This window comes from Pseudomonas fluorescens (assembly GCF_001648775.1).
Lineage (GTDB): Bacteria > Pseudomonadota > Gammaproteobacteria > Pseudomonadales > Pseudomonadaceae > Aquipseudomonas > Aquipseudomonas fluorescens_M.
Genome location: NZ_LVEJ01000016.1, coordinates 113,670 through 128,735, shown reverse-complemented (window position 1 = coordinate 128,735; position 15,066 = coordinate 113,670). Strand labels below are relative to the sequence as shown.

The window sequence follows — 15,066 nt, the reverse complement described above, 5'->3', positions numbered from 1 at the left end:
CCTGTGGAGATAAAATGTACTAGATGGTTACCATGGTCAATTGAACAAAAATGGTCTGGCCGATTTATGTTCGGTGATCGCACAGAAGCAATATTGATCGAGATATGACGACAGCTTTGCTTACGTTTTTTACCGGAGATTGACCGACTCATGACCCGTTCCGACGCTAGCCTCAAAAGCGGTGAAACGTCATGTGCTTGATCACCAGTCGTCGGATTTGAAAGGAGTCTCGAATCCTGAAACTTTTTAACCTAACGGATGGGTTAGCATGAAGGTGTGCAGCTACAAAGGATTATCGATTGTCATCATGCTGCGAGATGAACATTGCCCACCACACGTTCACGTGAATGCGGGCAGTTGGAGTGCCCGATTACAGTTCAGTGGCAAAACTCTTCTGACATTGATAGACGCATTGGAAGGAGTGGAAATCGATTTATGAAAGTCATCAAAGCTAAGCCATCCGCACGTCTTCCCCTCACGGAGGAGATGATCGACGCCGCCATCCAGCAAGGGCAAGCACGCCGAGCGAATAGCTTGCAGGCTATCTCCGTCACCTTTGAGAAACCATCCCTGATCATCCGGTTTGAAGACGGCAGCGGTGTGTTGCTACCGGTGGATCGTTATCCAGAGTTCGACGGGTTTGATGCAGGCGATTACGAGGGGCTGACAGTCGGCTTCGCAGGTACTGCGCTTTGCCATGAGGGCAAAGACCTTGACGTTTCCATTGCCGGGATGATTTCAGCGAGCCCGTCACTCATGAAGATGGCTGCGTCGGTGGTTGCATCGCGTAACGGTCGTCAAAGCAGTGCTGCAAAGTCCGAAGCTGCTCGAGCGAATGGCAAAAAGGGCGGGCGTCCACGCAAGGCCGATCCCGCGTTGTAAAACACAAAAAAGCCGTCAATCACGACGGCTTTCTCGTATCAGCTCCCCGCTATCAACGCCGGGTCAACAACACACCCGATTCCATGTGATGCGTCCACGGGAACTGGTCGAACAACGCGCACTGGGTAATACGGTGCGTGTCGTGCAACTGGGCGATGTTGGCTGCCAGGGTTTCCGGGTTGCAGGAGATGTACAGGATGTTGTCGAAGCGCCGGGTCAGCTCGCAGGTGTCCGGGTCCATGCCGGCGCGAGGCGGGTCGACGAAGACGCTGCCGAACTCGTAGCTCTTAAGGTCAATGCCTTGCAGGCGACGGAACGGGCGCACTTCGTTGAGCGCTTCGGTCAGTTCTTCGGCAGACAAACGCACCAGCGTGACGTTATCCACAGCGTTTTCGCTGAGGTTGCTGAGTGCGGCGTTGACCGAGGTCTTGCTGATTTCGGTGGCCAGCACTTTGCGCACGCGAGTGGCCAGCGGCAGGGTGAAGTTGCCGTTGCCGCAGTAAAGCTCGAGCAGATCGTCTGTGCGATCGCCCAGTGCTTCGTATGCCCAGTTCAACATCTTCTGATTCACCGTGCCGTTAGGCTGGGTGAACGCACCTTCCGGCTGGCGATAGCTGAACGTGCGACCGCCGACGTCGAGTTTCTCCACCACGTAATCGAGCCCGAGCACTTCGCGTTTGCCCTTCGAGCGACCAATGATGCTGACGCCGAGATCCGCCGACAGTTTGGTCGCCGCCGCGTGCCAGTGTTCGTCCAGCGGACGGTGGTAGCACAGGGTGATCATTGCATCGCCCGACAGCGTAGTGAGGAATTCGACCTGAAACAGCTTGTGGCTCAGCGCCGAACTGGCCTGCCATGCCGCTTTCAACTGCGGCATCAACTGATTGATGCGCAGGCTGGCGATCGGGAACTCTTCAATGAGGATCGGCGTGCGTTTGTCGTCTTGAGCGAACATCGCGTAATGCCGATCGCCGCCCTCGCGCCACAGGCGGAATTCGGCGCGTAGACGAAAGTTCTGCAGTGGCGAATCGAACACCGTCGGCTCGGGGGCATTGAACGGCGCCAGCAGGTCACGCAAGCGCGTGACCTTGGCTTCTAGTTGCTCGGCGTAAGCCTGGGAATCGAATGTCATGCGTTGAACCAACCCAACTTGATCACGAACAGAATCGACAGAATCACCAGCGCCGGGTTCAGCTCACGGGCACGGCCCGACAGCAGCTTGATCACGGTCCAGGAGATAAAGCCGAAGGCGATGCCGTTGGCGATCGAGTAAGTGAACGGCATGGCCAGCGCGGTCACGACAACTGGCGCGGCGACGGTGATGTCGTCCCAGTCTATTTCCGCCAGGCCCGAAGTCATCAATACGGCGACGAACAGCAGCGCTGGTGCAGTGGCGAAGGCCGGAACGCTGGCCGCCAGTGGCGAGAAGAACAGCGCCAGCAGGAACAGGATCGCCACGACGATGGCTGTCAGACCGGTACGCCCGCCCGCACTCACGCCGGCCGCGGATTCGATGTAGCTGGTGGTGGTCGAAGTACCCAGCAACGAACCGGCCATGGCCGCGGTGCTGTCGGCGATCAGCGCACGCCCCATTTTCGGCATATGACCGTCCTTGCCCATCAGGCCGGCGCGCTTGGCGACGCCGATCAGGGTGCCGGAGTTGTCGAACAGGTCGACGAACAGGAAGGCGAAAATCACGCTGACCAGACCGATGTCCAGTGCGCCTTTGATGTCCAGTTGCAGGAAAGTCGGGGCCAGCGAAGGTGGCATCGAGGTCACGCCGTTGAACGGAGTGAAGCCCATCACGATGGAAACGATGGTCACCGCCAGAATGCCGATCAGTACCGCACCGCGCACTTTCAGCGCTTCGAGGGCGACGATGAGGGCAAAGCCGAGGGTGGCGAGAATCGGTGCTGGCTGTTTCAGGTCACCGAGGCCGACCATGGTCGCCGGGTTGCTGACTACGATGCCGGCGTTGTGCAGGGCGATCAGTGCCAGGAACAGGCCGATACCGGCTGCAATCGCCGAGCGCAGTGGCAGCGGAATGCTGTTGATGATCCATTCACGGATGCGGAAGATCGACAGCAGGAAGAACAACACCGCCGAAATGAACACCGCGCCCAGCGCCACTTGCCAGGTGTGGCCCATGTGCAGAACTACGGTGTAAGTGAAGAAGGCGTTCAGGCCCATGCCCGGTGCGAGGGCGATCGGGTAGTTGGCGATCAGGCCCATGACGGTCGAACCGATGGCAGCCGCCAGACAGGTGGCGACGAACACCGCACCCTTGTCCATGCCGGTCTCGCCGAGAATGCTCGGGTTGACGAACAGAATGTAGGCCATGGCCAAGAAAGTCGTGATGCCCGCCAGAATCTCGGTGCGCACGTTGGTGTTATGTGCCTTGAGTTGAAACAGCCTTTCCAGCATGTCTGCTCCCCGTGGCGCGCGTGGCGCCGTGAATGTATCGACCTCAACAGCAAAGCACAGACCGTCGCAAGCGCCTGGAAAATTGTGGTGGGCCGGAAAAAGCCGCGCATCATACCAGCAGCGTGAGGAATATGGCGGTTGTTGGTGTCGATCGTCGGCGAAGTTTTGCGCTGAAGCCAACTGGGCCATACTGCGCGCTGAATTTTTTGCGCTGGGGATCGTATGAGCAAGGGCTGGATGAACGCTTTCGGGTTAATCGCAATGCTGATGGCCGCAGCCTCGGGTGTCTGGGCTGCATCGGCGGCGCCGTTGACGCAAGTGAAAGTGATCAAGGTGCAATCGCCTGCCTGTGGGCTTGAAGACATCGGCGACGGGCAGGCGCAGACCCAATGCAATCACAACGGCCCGAGCATCAAGGTCTATGTGCTGGAAGTCGGTTACGGCCAGAACCAGCCGCACGCTACCCTGGACGGTTTTGAAGTCAAAGGCACCCGGACGCCTGTGTGTGCTTTCGATAATGGCAACCTGACCGAATGCACCCCCGGCCGCAGCACCGTTGGTTCTCTCTATACCTTCGATCTTGCAGGCAAACAGGAAGGCACCTTCAGTTTCAGCAACACGTCGATCAACGCCCCACGCAACACCATGTCGACCCAGCTTTACATCAAGTAACGGCTGCTGCAGCGCGATCCGGGTGAAGCTGACTACGCTTCAAGTATCACCCAGCGGATAGCGCCCATGACCTTTAGAGCTCTGATTACCCTCGCCGAGGGCATCGATGATCTGCAAAGCGTGACCCTGATCGACGTATTGCGTCGCGCCAGCATCGAAGTGGTGGCGGCCAGTATCGAAGGCCGGCGGATGCTCACCTGCGCCCGCGGCACGCGCCTGACCGCTGACGGCATGCTGGTCGATGTGCTGGCGCAAACCTTCGACCTGATCGTCTTGCCCGGCGGCGCGGTCGGTTCGCAACACCTGGCCGCGCACCAGCCTCTGCAACAATTGCTTAAGGACCAATCCAGCGCCGGCCGCCTGTTCGCCGCCATCGCCGAATCCCCGGCGGTCGCCCTGCAAACCTTTGGCGTGCTGCGTCAACGCCGCATGACCTGTTTGCCCAGCGCCAGCCATCAACTCTCGGGCTGTACATTTGTTGATCAATCAGTGGTGGTCGACGGCAACTGCATCACCGCGCAAGGCTCCAGCGCTGCGCTGGAATTTGCCCTGACGCTGGTCGAGCAACTGGGCGGCAAGGCCTTGCGGGCGAAAGTGGCGGGGGAGTTGTAGGTCTGGATCGCTTCAGACCTTCGCCTCTTCCACCGGCACATGCATCCGATCCCGATTAGCCAGCGTCGGGAACAACTTGATCCACGTCCCCGTCACCACCAGCGTGCCGATGCCGCCCATGACCACTGCCGGTACGGTGCCGAACCAGTGGGCGGTCACGCCGGATTCGAATTCACCCAACTGGTTGGAAGCACCAATAAACAGCCCGTTCACCGCGCTGACCCGGCCGCGCATTTCGTCCGGGGTTTCCAGTTGTACGAAGGAGGCGCGGATCACCATGCTGATCATGTCCGCCGCGCCGAGCACCACCAGTACCGCCAGCGAGAACCAGAACGAGGTCGACAAGCCGAAGGCGATGGTGGCGACGCCAAACACCCCGACCGCCGTGAACATCACCCGGCCGACATTGCGCTCCACAGCAAATCGCGCGAGAAACAGCGACATCCCCAGTGCACCCACCGCCGGCGCCGACCGCAGCAGACCGAGGCCCCACGGCCCGGTCAGCAGAATGTCTTTGGCGAATACCGGCAACAACGCCGTGGCGCCACCGAGCAGTACCGCAAACAGATCCAGCGAAATCGCCCCGAGAATGTCCGGGCGGCTGCGAATGAAACGAATCCCCGCGAGCAACGAATCCAGCGTGGCTTTGCCTTTGTTCAATGGCGTCTGGCGCGCGGGCAGGTTGAGCATCAAGGTGCAGGCAATGATGTAGAGCAACACCGTCGGGCCATACACCCAGACGCTGCCGAATGCATAGAGCAAGCCGCCGAGGGCCGGGGCGACGATGGTGGCTGATTGCTGCGCCGATTGCGCTGCAGCGACCGCTCGGGGGAATAGCGCGCTGGGGACGATGCTTGGCAGCAAGGCCTGAGTGGTCGGCATTTCGAATGAGCGCGCCGCACCGAGCAGGAAGGCGAGGATAAAGATCATCTCGCGGGTCACGTTGTCGGTCGCACTGCCGATGGCCAGCGCCAGCGCAATCAACGCCTGCAACGACTGGCAGATCGCCGCAACTTTGCGTCGGTCATAGCGGTCGGCGACATGCCCGGTGTGCAGCATGAACAGCACGCGCGGGGCGAATTCGACCAAGCCGACCAGACCCAGATCGAGCACGTTGCCGGTCAGTTGGTAGAGGTTCCAGCCGATTGCCACGGTGAGCATCTGGAAACCGCTGGCGGTAAAGATCCGCGCGAACCAGAAAGCGAGAAATGGACGGTGATGACGTAACAGCAGGGGCTCTTGGCTGGGCATCTGAGGGCAGGTCTGGTTCGGGGGGAACCGCGAGATTATCACCAGTCTGTAACAGGAAGTTGCTATGACAAAAAATTTAGTTAGCCAGACATCGATTTCCTCAAGCTCGCCGCAAGAAATCCATTGCAGAGCATTGCCACGCCGATGAGGCAACTTGTCACGCGGCAAACGACCACGCAGTTCATCGGCAAAAATGGGACTACTCTTTCAACGTTGCTTGATCCAGATCAAGACCTCATACGGAATTGATCCGGTGGCCAGTTGGCCAGACTCCCTGCGTTGCGATGGTTGTTTAAAAAGAACGAATCAGAATTCGCCGCACTCCATATCCGTGGGGGCAGTGGGTGCAGGCCTCCGGGTCCGCAGCCGGTATTACCTGACAGAGGAAGCCATATGTTCGGTTTAGAGGCACTAGATCTCGCCCGAATTCAGTTCGCGTTCACCATCTCGTTCCACATCCTGTTCCCGGCCATCACCATTGGTCTGGCGAGTTACCTGGCGGTGCTCGAAGGCCTGTGGCTGAAAACCCACAACGATACCTACCGTGATCTCTACCATTTCTGGTCGAAGATCTTTGCCGTCAACTTCGGCATGGGCGTGGTTTCGGGGCTGGTCATGGCCTACCAGTTCGGCACCAACTGGAGCCGCTTCTCGGACTTCGCCGGCGCCGTCACCGGGCCGTTGCTGACCTATGAAGTGCTCACGGCATTCTTCCTTGAGGCCGGTTTCCTCGGGGTGATGCTGTTTGGCTGGAACAAGGTCGGACGCGGGCTGCACTTCTTCGCCACGGTGATGGTGGCCATCGGTACGCTGATTTCGACCTTCTGGATTCTCGCCTCCAACAGCTGGATGCAGACCCCGCAGGGCTTCGAAATCGTTAACGGCCAGGTCATTCCCACCGACTGGCTGGCGATCATTTTCAACCCTTCGTTCCCCTATCGCCTGATGCACATGGCGACGGCGGCGTTCGTGGCGACCGCGTTCTTCGTCGGCTCCTCGGCGGCCTGGCACTTGCTGCGCGGTAAGGACAATCCGGCGATCCGCACGATGCTGTCGATGGCGATGTGGATGGCGCTGATTGTCGCGCCGATCCAGGCAGTCATCGGCGACTTCCATGGCCTCAACACTCTCGAGCATCAGCCGGCGAAAATCGCCGCAATCGAGGGTCACTGGGAAAACAAAGGCGACGAAGCCACGCCGCTGATTCTGTTCGGCTGGCCGGACATGAAAGAAGAGAAAACCAAATTCGCCGTGGAGATCCCGTATCTCGGCAGCCTGATCCTCACGCACTCGCTGGACAAACAGGTGCCGGCACTCAAGGAATTCCCGCCAGAAGACCGGCCGAATTCGACCATCGTGTTCTGGTCGTTCCGGGTCATGGTCGGCCTCGGTTTCCTGATGATCTTCACCGGTCTGTGGAGCCTGTGGCTGCGCAAACGCGACACGCTCTACACCTCGCGGCCATTCCTTTATCTGGCGTTGTGGATGGGGCCGTCCGGCCTGATCGCGATTCTCGCTGGCTGGTTCACCACCGAAATCGGCCGTCAGCCGTGGGTGGTCTACGGGCTGATGCGCACGGCGGATGCGTCTTCCAACCACAGCTTCATGCAGATGAGCATCACCCTGATCATGTTTGTGGTGGTGTATTTCGCGCTGTTCGGCGCCGGTCTCGGCTACATGATGCGTCTGGTGCGCAAAGGGCCGAAGATCAGCGAGGGCGCGGAAACGCCGGACGGTGGTCCTGGCAAGAAACGCACACCAGCCCGTCCGTTGTCCGCTGCCGACGATTCGGCGGATGCCGATCACGGCGACGACGATGTCCGCCTGACCAAGGAGATTTGACTCATGGGTATTGATCTTCCACTGATCTGGGCCGTGATCATCATCTTCGGCATCATGATGTACGTGGTCATGGACGGCTTCGACCTGGGCATCGGGATTCTCTTCCCGTTTATCCCCGGCAAAGTCGATCGTGACGTAATGATGAACACTGTCGCCCCGGTCTGGGACGGCAATGAAACCTGGCTGGTACTGGGCGGCGCGGCGTTGTTCGGCGCATTCCCGCTGGCCTATTCGGTGGTGTTGTCGGCGCTGTACCTGCCATTGATCTTCATGCTGATTGGTTTGATCTTCCGCGGCGTGGCGTTCGAGTTCCGCTTCAAGGCCAAGGACGACAAGCGACATCTGTGGGACAAGGCCTTTATCGGCGGTTCAGTGGCGGCGACGTTCTTCCAGGGCGTGGCGCTGGGGGCGTTCATCGACGGCTTGCCGGTGGTCAATCGGCAGTTTGCCGGTGGCTCACTCGACTGGCTGACACCGTTCACGCTGTTCTGCGGCGCCGCACTGGTGGTGGCGTACGCCTTGCTCGGCTGCACCTGGCTGATCATGAAAACCGAAGGCAAGCTGCAAGAGCAGATGCACAATCTGGCGCGGCCACTGGCATTCGTGCTGTTGGCAGTGATCGGTATCGTCAGCCTGTGGACGCCACTGGCCCACCCGGAAATCGCCTCGCGCTGGTTCAGCATGCCGAATCTGTTCTGGTTCATGCCGGTGCCGATTCTGGTGCTGGTAACGATGTACGGCCTGATTCGCGCCGTGGCGCGCAATGCCAACTACATGCCGTTCCTGCTGACGCTGGTGCTGATTTTCCTCGGCTACAGCGGACTGGGCATCAGTTTGTGGCCGAACATCGTGCCACCGTCGATCTCGATCTGGGATGCCGCGGCACCCCCGCAAAGTCAGGGCTTTATGCTGGTGGGCACGCTGTTCATCATTCCGTTCATCCTGGGTTACACCTTCTGGAGCTACTACGTGTTCCGCGGCAAGGTCACCCATGAAGACGGTTATCACTAGTCTGCTGCTGCGCTCCCCTTGTGGGAGCGAGCCTGCTCGCGAAGGCGTCTTCAGTGACGCCATTGCTTAACGGAGGATCGATGCAATGCCCGGCAAACATTCCCTGCACGACATTGAAGAAGCCGAAAAAAAACCGCTATGGCAGCGGCTCGGCTGGTTGGCCTTGATCTGGGTCGGTAGTGTCGGCGTGCTGTTTATCGCCGCCAGCCTGATGCGCCTGTTCATGAATGCGGCAGGCCTGACCACGCACTGAATCATCCCGTCCCGGCGCCTTCGGGTACGGCTTTGTAACCCTCCTTGCGGAGGGTTTTTTTTGCCTTGCGCTTTACTTGCGCGCTTTGAGGATGACGAATTTCGGCGTGGCGGCGACTTGCTCAACGCCACGGAACAAGCGCGCCAGTTTGCTGTGATAACCCAGATGACGGTTCCCGACGATGTACAGCGCGCCGCCCACCACCAGCGCTTCGCGGGCCTGCTGGAACATGCGCCAGGCGAGGAAGTCGCCAACCACCTGCTGCTGATGGAACGGCGGATTGCACAGCACCACGTCCAGCGATTGCGGTTCCTGTCCGGCCAGACCGTCGCCGGCCCGCACGATCACCTCGCGATTGCCCAGTGCTGCGCGCCAGTTCTCTTCTGCTGATTGCACCGCCATGAACGATTCATCGACCAGCGTGTAATGCGCGTCAGGGTTCTGTAGGGCGCTGGCAATCGCCAATACACCGTTGCCACAGCCAAGATCGGCAACGCGTGCACTGCCGAGGTTCTTCGGCAGATGTGGAAGGAAAGCGCGTGTACCAATGTCCAGTCCTTCACGGCAGAACACGTTGGCGTGATTGCGTAATTCGATGGCCGGCTCATCGAGGCGATAACTCGACGGGTAGGGCGAAACCACCGCAGTTTTCGCCTCGGGTGTGGCGATCAGCAGTCGAGCCTTTTTCACTGCCAGTGAGGCGTGTACCGGGCCGACATAGCGTTCCAGCAGATCGCCGGCTGCGCGGGGCAGATGCTTGACCATGGCGGCGGCAATGACCTGCGCGCCGGGCGCCAGTTGCCCTTGCAGACGAATCAGTTGTTCTTCCAGCAGCGCCAGGGTTTTCGGTACACGAATCAGTACGCAGTCAAACGGTCCGACTAACGGCGCGCTGGCCGGAATGGGGATGATCGCGTCGAACGCTTGACCATTGCGCAGCAGGTTTTTTTCCAGACCCTGAAAACCCAGGAATGAATCGCCACTGCTATTGACCGTAACCTTACCGAGCAGGCTGGCCGCCAGTGCACCAAAGCTGTCGTTGAGCACCAATACCCGTGTGTCGATCGTCGGTTGCTGCGCCGCCAAATGGTTGAGCAGGTATTCGTCTGCGGCATCGAAAGCCTGCAGCGGTTCATTCTGCTGTTCGGGCTGGCGGATCAGGTCAAGTTGGGCGAAGGGCGTATCGAGCAAAGGCATGGGGCGGGGACTCAGGGTAATCGAGGGATGTCCCGCTGCCCTGGCGTCGTGCGGCGGAACTGACTGAGTGGACTGCAACGCAACATTCACGTCATCACTCAGAAAGGCCACAAATGGTACGTTTTTTTCTCTGTAAATACTCGCAAGTTTTGATCCGGGTGCAAGGCTGGGTGTTTAGATGATGCCGGCTCTGGCGGCCGCGATGACGGCAGAAATCTTGTTGCACACGTTGAGTTTCTCGATCACGTTCTGCACGTGGTAGTTGATTGTCCGCTCGCTCAGGCTAAGGATTTTTGAGATCTCATAGGCCGTCTTGCCGTTGGCGGATAGCTGCAGCACCTCCAGTTCGCGTGGCGAAAGGTGTGGCTGGCGAGGCTTGATGGCCTGCGCCGGCAAAGCCTTGGCGAACAGTTCGCTCAGATGACTGGTGGCATAGAACATATAGCCAAAATGCTCATACAACTCCAATGGACTGATCGGACAGTGCTTTCGCGCCAGACTTATCATGCTGCACAAGCCACTTTCTTCGTCGTGGTACGCCTGCGACCAGCCGTGTTGCAGTCCATGTTGTTGCAAGGCTTGCCATAACACCGGGGTATCTCGGTACACCGCTTCATTCCATACAAGCGGCATCATTGAGTGATTGCAGTGTGCTATTGCCGGGTCGATTTGACTGTATTTTTTTTGTTCATATTGCAGGTTCCATTCTTTAGGGTAATTGTTGATTTGCAAGGTATTAAGATGTAACTCCCGATGCGCAGAGGTCACTGCGATTGCGCAATAGTTAAACCCGAGGTTTTCGGCAAATCGCAGTAAAATCGGATAGGCAGCATCTATTCCCTTGGCGAAAGTCAGTTGTTTTAACTGCGACTCCTTCCACGTTTCCATTACTGAGTCTCCATTGGTGTAGCGGGGGGGCACCGAATGGATCCAAAAGATCCGGTACGCACCGCAGTGTAGGATGATTCCTACAATAGGCTCTAAATTTTTTCGCTCTTGAAGACAAGCGTATTTTTATAAAGCGTTATTAGCCATTAATCAGCTAATGGTATTTAAAGCGTCATCTTAAGGTTCGGAGTTTTTATTCAGTTTTTTAATCGAATGATTTCGTTGAGATTCATGCTGGAGCCTGGCGAATAACATTACCAATCATCGGTGTTTACCCCGCTCCATTTGCGCGACACTGACGGCAATCGTTCAATGGAGTACCCCATGACCGCCAGCGCAGAGAAGTACACCACGCAGACCCTGCTTGACGTGCAACCCCTGACCCCAAGCCTCTTCACCTTGCGTACCAGTCGCGACGCGGGGTTTCGTTTTCGCGCGGGGCAATTCGCCAGGCTGGGTGTCAGCAAGGCTGATGGCAGCATCGTCTGGCGCGCCTATTCGATGGTGTCATCGCCGTTCGACGAGTTTCTCGAGTTCTTCTCTATCGTGGTCCCGGGCGGCGAATTCACCAGTGAGCTGAGCCGGCTCAAGGTTGGCGATACATTGCTGGTGGATCGTCAGGCTTTCGGCTATCTGACCCTTGATCGTTTCGTCGACGGTCGGGATCTGTGGTTGTTATCCACAGGCACCGGCGTGGCGCCATTTTTGTCGATCCTGCAGGACTTCGAGGTCTGGGAAAAATTCGAACGGATCATCCTCGTGTACAGCGTGCGCGAGGCGCGCGAGTTGGCCTATCAGGCATTGATTGCCGAGCTGACGCAACGCGAATACCTGAGCGAATATGCGCACAAATTGCAGTTCATCCCGACGCTCACCCGCCAGGCGTATCCCGGTGCGCTAAAGGGGCGCATCACCACGCTGATTGAAAGCGGCGAACTGGAACGCGCCGCCGGTGTGGCGCTGTCAGCCGAACATTCGCGGGTGATGCTGTGCGGCAATCCGCAGATGATTGATGACACCCGCGCGCTGCTGAAAAAACGCCACATGAGCCTCAGCCTTACTCGCCGGCCTGGTCAGGTGGCGGTGGAAAACTATTGGTAAACAAACGGCGCCTCGCGGGCGCCGTTGTTTATTGTGCAGCAGGTTCAGGGCCGGTTGTTCTGGGCCTTGAGCAAATCGCGGATCTCGCCAAGCAACTCTTCTTCCTTGGTCGGCACCGGCGGCAGGGTAGGGGCCACGGCTTCTTCGCGCTTGAGGCGGTTGATCGCTTTGACACCCATGAAGATCGCGAAAGCGACGATCACGAAGTCCAGAATGGTCTGGAGGAACTTGCCGTAGGCCATCACCACCGCAGGCGCAGCGCCATCGGCAGCTTTGAGCGTGATGGCTAAATCACTGAAGTCCACTCCTCCGATCAGCAGGCCGATTGGCGGCATGATGACGTCACCGACAAACGACGAAACAATCTTGCCGAAAGCCGCACCGATGATGATACCGACGGCCATGTCGACCACATTGCCTTTGACCGCGAAGGCCTTGAACTCACTTAGCACGCCCATAGGTTATTTCCTTGTTACAGATGAGTTTGGTGTACGCAGTGTAAATCAGCAAAACGCGTCCTGCGCGAAACACCTTCTTACAATGCCCGTTTTTATCGACACATTAATCGGCGAATAGTTTGCAAAGTGCCACTAATCGCGCGCGAAATACGCTGTAACTCGCTGATCGGGAAGCCAAATTTCTCAATCGTCGAGTTACGAACTTTCTATTTATGTTTGCCGGTTCTGCCCTCTAGCCTCTGATTGGCGCACCTGGATGCGCCCAAAAAAACCAGAGGAACCTGATATGACGACCACTCCTGGCTTGGGGGCTTTTCCCTATCGCCGCACCCTTGGCGTATTGACCGCCAGCCTGCTGACCTTCTCCGTGCATGCCGCGCCGTTGACCCGCGATAACGGCGCAGCGGTGGGGGACAATCAGAATTCGCAGACCGCCGGAGCCAACGGCCCGGTGCTGTTGCAGGATGTGCAATTGATCCAGAAGCTGCAGCGTTTCGACCGTGAGCGCATTCCCGAGCGCGTGGTGCATGCCCGCGGCACGGGTGCCCACGGTACCTTTACGGTCACCAACGATCTCAGCGACCTGAGCAAGGCCAAAGTCTTTGCTGCGGGCCAGAGCACACCGGTGTTCGTGCGATTTTCCGCGGTGGTGCACGGCAACCATTCACCGGAAACCCTGCGTGATCCGCGCGGCTTCGCCACCAAGTTCTACACCGCTGACGGCAACTGGGACCTGGTCGGCAATAACTTCCCGACCTTCTTCATTCGCGACGCCATCAAGTTTCCGGACATGGTTCACGCCTTCAAACCTGACCCGCGCACTAACCTTGATGATGATTCGCGGCGTTTCGATTTCTTCTCGCACGTACCAGAAGCCACCCGCACATTAACCGAGTTGTATTCCAACTCCGGCACGCCAGCCAGTTATCGTGAGATGGACGGCAATGGCGTACATGCCTATAAGTTGATTAATGCCAAGGGTGAAGTGAGCTACGTCAAGTTTCACTGGAAGAGTTTGCAGGGGATAAAGAATCTGACGCCAAAGGAAGTCGCGAAAGTTCAGGGTCAGGATTACAGTCATATGACCAACGACTTGGTGACCAACATCAATAAAGGTAATTTCCCCAAGTGGGACTTGTACGTTCAAGTGCTGAAACCACAAGATTTGTCCAAGTTTGACTTCGACCCATTGGACGCTACCAAGATCTGGCCAGGTATTCCTGAACGAAAAGTTGGACAAATGGTGTTGAACCGCAATCCGGCGAATGTCTTCCAGGAAACAGAACAAGTTGCCATGGCTCCGGCCAATGTTGTCCCGGGTATCGAACCGTCGGAAGACCGTTTGTTGCAAGGCCGAGTGTTCTCATATGCCGACACGCAGATGTATCGCCTGGGTGCCAATGCCCTGCAACTGCCGATCAATGCGCCCAAGGTCGCCGTGAATAACGGCAATCAGGACGGTGCGATGAATTTTGGCGCGAGTAACTCCGGCGTCAACTATCAGCCGAGCCGTTTGCAGCCGCGCGAAGAAACAGCCAATGCGCGCTATAGCCAGTCGGCGCTGGCGGGCAGCACTCAACAGGCGAAGATCCAGCGCGAGCAGAACTTCAAACAGGCTGGCGATCTGTATCGTTCGCTGAGCAAAAAAGAACGCCGCGATCTGATTGAAAACTTCGGTGGCTCGCTGGCTAGCACCGATGACGAGAGCAAGCACATCATCCTGTCCTTCCTTTATAAGGCCGATCCGGAGTACGGCAGCGGTGTGACAGACGTGGCCAGGGGCGACCTGAACCGAGTCAAGGCGCTGGCGGCCAAACTGGTCGACTGATCGCGATGTAGCACGCGGGGCCTGAGTCGGGCCCCGTTCCGTTCAAGGAGACGACTGATGCGAATCTGTCTTTTACTGATAGCCGGGTGCCTGTCGTTCGCGGCATGGGCGGCACCGGTCGAGCAAAACCCTGAGGCGATTCAGGCACATCTGCAGGACTACTATTTCGACGCTGCCCGGCGCGGCGATGTGCCGATGCTCGAGACCTTCATCGAGTCCGGTTATTCACTCGATACCCGCGACCGCCAGGGTTACACCGCGCTGATTCTGGCGGCGTATCACGGTCAGGCGCCGGCGGTGGAGCGTTTGCTTGCTGCGGGCGCCGATGCCTGTGCCCAGGATCAACGCGGCAATACGGCGTTGATGGGGGCGATTTTCAAAGGCGAGTTGCAGATTGCCCGGCGCTTGATGGCCACCGATTGCAGCCCCGACCAACGCAACGGCGCCGGACAGACCGCCGCCATGTACGCCGGGTTGTTCAAACGCGAAGAATTGCTCGCGGCGCTGAAAGCCAAAGGCGCCGACTTGAATGCCGAAGATCCGCTGGGCAATAGCGCCGCGCGTCTGGCCAGTGGCGAGATCCGCACAGCCGCGCCGCGCTGAGCCGCGAGGTCTGCGTTATCATCGCGGTTTTGCCCCGGGGGTTC

At 58.2% G+C, this 15,066-nt stretch carries 15 protein-coding genes and 1 pseudogene; 10 read left to right on the top strand and 6 right to left on the bottom strand.

The features are described 5' to 3' along the window. Positions 1–268: 268 nt before the first annotated feature. Both A8O26_RS30235 and A8O26_RS15235 read left to right on the top strand, forming a co-directional pair. Positions 269–382, top strand: a pseudogene (locus A8O26_RS30235) (DUF4160 domain-containing protein); the annotation flags it as partial. Between the two features lie 53 nt (positions 383–435). Continuing rightward, positions 436–882, top strand: coding sequence for a DUF2442 domain-containing protein (locus A8O26_RS15235; protein WP_064118765.1), 447 nt, complete (start codon positions 436–438; stop codon positions 880–882). A gap of 52 nt (positions 883–934) precedes the next feature. On the opposite strand, the gene trmA is transcribed toward A8O26_RS15235, so the two are convergent. After that, complete coding sequence (trmA, locus tag A8O26_RS15230; protein WP_064118764.1) at positions 935–2,014, bottom strand: tRNA (uridine(54)-C5)-methyltransferase TrmA; 1,080 nt, start codon at positions 2,012–2,014, stop codon at positions 935–937. Continuing rightward, positions 2,011–3,306, bottom strand: a complete 1,296-nt coding sequence (locus tag A8O26_RS15225) for an NCS2 family permease (RefSeq protein ID WP_064118763.1) — start codon at positions 3,304–3,306, stop codon at positions 2,011–2,013. Before A8O26_RS15225 ends, trmA begins: the two co-directional genes overlap by 4 nt. A gap of 222 nt (positions 3,307–3,528) precedes the next feature. Between A8O26_RS15225 and A8O26_RS15220 the strand changes: the two genes are divergently transcribed. Next, the gene (locus tag A8O26_RS15220; protein WP_064118762.1) at positions 3,529–3,978 is read left to right on the top strand and encodes a DUF4879 domain-containing protein; all 450 of its coding nucleotides are present in this window, start codon (positions 3,529–3,531) and stop codon (positions 3,976–3,978) included. A gap of 66 nt (positions 3,979–4,044) precedes the next feature. Continuing rightward, positions 4,045–4,590: a DJ-1 family glyoxalase III gene (locus A8O26_RS15215; RefSeq protein ID WP_064118761.1), complete on the top strand. Its 546-nt coding sequence runs from the start codon at positions 4,045–4,047 to the stop codon at positions 4,588–4,590. 12 nt (positions 4,591–4,602) lie between these two features. Here the strand turns inward: A8O26_RS15215 and A8O26_RS15210 are convergent, their stop codons facing one another. Further along, the gene (locus tag A8O26_RS15210) at positions 4,603–5,841 is read right to left on the bottom strand and encodes an MFS transporter (protein ID WP_064118760.1); all 1,239 of its coding nucleotides are present in this window, start codon (positions 5,839–5,841) and stop codon (positions 4,603–4,605) included. 393 nt (positions 5,842–6,234) lie between these two features. Here A8O26_RS15210 and A8O26_RS15205 point away from each other — a divergent pair, with 393 nt between their 5' ends. The 3 genes from A8O26_RS15205 to A8O26_RS29195 all read left to right on the top strand — a co-directional run bounded on the left by A8O26_RS15205 (position 6,235) and on the right by A8O26_RS29195 (position 8,947). Beyond that, complete coding sequence (locus tag A8O26_RS15205) at positions 6,235–7,683, top strand: cytochrome ubiquinol oxidase subunit I (RefSeq protein ID WP_064118759.1); 1,449 nt, start codon at positions 6,235–6,237, stop codon at positions 7,681–7,683. Positions 7,684–7,686: 3 nt separating this feature from the next. Next, positions 7,687–8,694: a cytochrome d ubiquinol oxidase subunit II gene (gene cydB, locus A8O26_RS15200; protein ID WP_064118758.1), complete on the top strand. Its 1,008-nt coding sequence runs from the start codon at positions 7,687–7,689 to the stop codon at positions 8,692–8,694. Between the two features lie 85 nt (positions 8,695–8,779). Beyond that, entirely contained in the window at positions 8,780–8,947 is a 168-nt protein-coding gene (locus A8O26_RS29195) for a DUF2474 domain-containing protein (RefSeq protein ID WP_064503200.1), read from the top strand. A gap of 72 nt (positions 8,948–9,019) precedes the next feature. On the opposite strand, the gene A8O26_RS15195 is transcribed toward A8O26_RS29195, so the two are convergent. Next, positions 9,020–10,144: a methyltransferase gene (locus tag A8O26_RS15195; protein WP_064118757.1), complete on the bottom strand. Its 1,125-nt coding sequence runs from the start codon at positions 10,142–10,144 to the stop codon at positions 9,020–9,022. 174 nt (positions 10,145–10,318) lie between these two features. After that, positions 10,319–11,032 carry an autoinducer binding domain-containing protein gene (locus A8O26_RS15190; RefSeq protein WP_064118756.1) on the bottom strand — a complete coding sequence of 238 codons (714 nt, stop codon included), beginning with the start codon at positions 11,030–11,032 and terminating at the stop codon, positions 10,319–10,321. A 324-nt stretch (positions 11,033–11,356) separates the two neighbouring features. On the opposite strand from A8O26_RS15190, the gene A8O26_RS15185 reads away from it, so the two are divergent. Further along, on the top strand, positions 11,357–12,133 hold the full coding sequence (locus tag A8O26_RS15185; protein WP_064118755.1) for a ferredoxin--NADP reductase: 777 nt from the start codon (positions 11,357–11,359) through the stop codon (positions 12,131–12,133). A 44-nt stretch (positions 12,134–12,177) separates the two neighbouring features. Here the strand turns inward: A8O26_RS15185 and mscL are convergent, their stop codons facing one another. Continuing rightward, positions 12,178–12,591, bottom strand: coding sequence for a large-conductance mechanosensitive channel protein MscL (gene mscL / locus A8O26_RS15180; RefSeq protein WP_064118754.1), 414 nt, complete (start codon positions 12,589–12,591; stop codon positions 12,178–12,180). Positions 12,592–12,877: 286 nt separating this feature from the next. On the opposite strand from mscL, the gene katB reads away from it, so the two are divergent. Together katB and A8O26_RS15170 are read left to right on the top strand one after the other, a co-directional pair. After that, positions 12,878–14,419: a catalase KatB gene (katB, locus tag A8O26_RS15175; protein ID WP_064118753.1), complete on the top strand. Its 1,542-nt coding sequence runs from the start codon at positions 12,878–12,880 to the stop codon at positions 14,417–14,419. 57 nt (positions 14,420–14,476) lie between these two features. Further along, on the top strand, positions 14,477–15,022 hold the full coding sequence (locus A8O26_RS15170) for an ankyrin repeat domain-containing protein (RefSeq protein ID WP_064118752.1): 546 nt from the start codon (positions 14,477–14,479) through the stop codon (positions 15,020–15,022). Positions 15,023–15,066 lie beyond the last annotated feature (44 nt).